Consider the following 1,556-nt stretch of genomic DNA (forward strand, 5'->3'; position numbering starts at 1 on the left):
TTGGTGGAGTTGGTGGCTCCGGTGCGGTCGATGGCCCGCCATCCCCTCTTCCAGGTCGCACTGACCTTCCAGAACACCCCGCCGGTCCGGCTCGACCTCGACGGTGGCCTCTCCATCGGCCTCGAACCCCTCCAGACGCACGTCTCCAGATTCGACCTGCTGCTCTCCCTGAGCGAGACGGACGACGGGCTGACCGGCGTCCTCGAATACTCCGCCGACCTGTTCGACCGGGAGACGGCCGAGGACATCGCGGCCCGGTTCGTCCGCCTGCTCCGCGCCGCGGTCACCGACCCCGGCACCCCGGTCAGCCGGTTGGAGATCCTCGACGCCGCCGAGCGCTACACCATCCTGCGCCGCTGGGCCGGGACCGGTACCCCTGCCGGGACCCTCCCGACGATCGTGGAGGAGTTCGCGGCGCGGGTGGCGGCCGCGCCGGAGGCGGTGGCGGTGGTGTGCGGGGACGAGGCGCTGACGTACGCGGAGCTGGACGCGCGGGCGCAGGCGCTGGCGCGGCGGCTGGCGTGGCTGGGGGTGGGGCCGGAGCGGTTCGTGGCGTTGGTGGTGCCGCGGTCGGTGGAGCTGGTGGTCGCGGTGCTGGGGGTGTTGAAGGCGGGGGGTGCGTATGTGCCGGTGGATCCGTCGTATCCGGCGGATCGGGTGGCGTTCATGGTGCAGGACGCGGCGCCGATGGCGGTGGTGGCGGCCGGGGGGTTGGAGGGTGTGGTCGGTGGGGGGTTGCCGGTGGTGGTGCTGGAGGACGGTGGTGTCTCCTGCCGGATCCTGCCCGGCCGACGGGAACCCGGCTTCCCGGAGGGGGACGAGCCGAAGGGGGCCGCGCGCCATCCGGCGGAGGCCGCGGTTCTGCCCGCGGTCCGGGACGGCGCGGCCGACGGTGGTGGCGGAGCTCCGCCCGCCGGTTCGGAGGGGCCGGAAGGGCCGGGCGGCGCGGTGCCCGGGCTGCGGGCCGACCATCCGGCGTATGTGATCTTCACGTCGGGGTCGACGGGCCGGCCGAAGGGCGTGGTGGTGACCCATGCCAGTGTGACGCGGCTGCTGTCCTCGACCCGGGAGCGGTTCGGGTTCGGGCCGCAGGACGTGTGGACGTTGTTCCACTCCTACGCGTTCGACTTCTCGGTGTGGGAGTTGTGGGGGGCGCTGCTGTTCGGCGGGCGGCTGGTGGTGGTGCCGTTCGAGGTGAGCCGGTCGCCGGAGGACTTCCTGGGGCTGCTGGAGCGGGAGCGGGTGACGGTGCTGAACCAGACCCCCTCGGCCTTCTACCAGCTGATGCGGGCCGAGCAGGAGCGTTCCGGCGCGGACCTGGCGCTGCGGTACGTCGTCTTCGGCGGGGAGGCGCTGGAGCCGCGGCGGCTGGCCGATTGGTACGACCGCCATCCGCAGGACGCCCCGGTGCTGGTGAACATGTACGGCATCACCGAGACGACGGTGCACGTCACCTACATGCCGCTGGACCGCGCGGTGGCGGACGGCTCCGCCAGCGTCATCGGGGTGGGGATCGCGGATCTGCGGTTGTACGTGCTGGACGCCTTCCTCAATCC

At 72.8% G+C, this 1,556-nt stretch carries 1 protein-coding gene; it reads left to right on the forward strand.

What is annotated here, in order from left to right; all coding sequences use genetic code 11:
* Positions 1-21 precede the first annotated feature (21 nt).
* Positions 22-1,556: AMP-binding protein (locus ACFOWE_RS29400; protein ID WP_377293544.1), on the forward strand; the 1,535-nt coding region annotated here is incomplete at its 3' end.

The sequence above is a fragment of the Planomonospora corallina genome, from assembly GCF_042650625.1.
GTDB classification, from domain to species: domain Bacteria; phylum Actinomycetota; class Actinomycetes; order Streptosporangiales; family Streptosporangiaceae; genus Planomonospora_B; species Planomonospora_B corallina.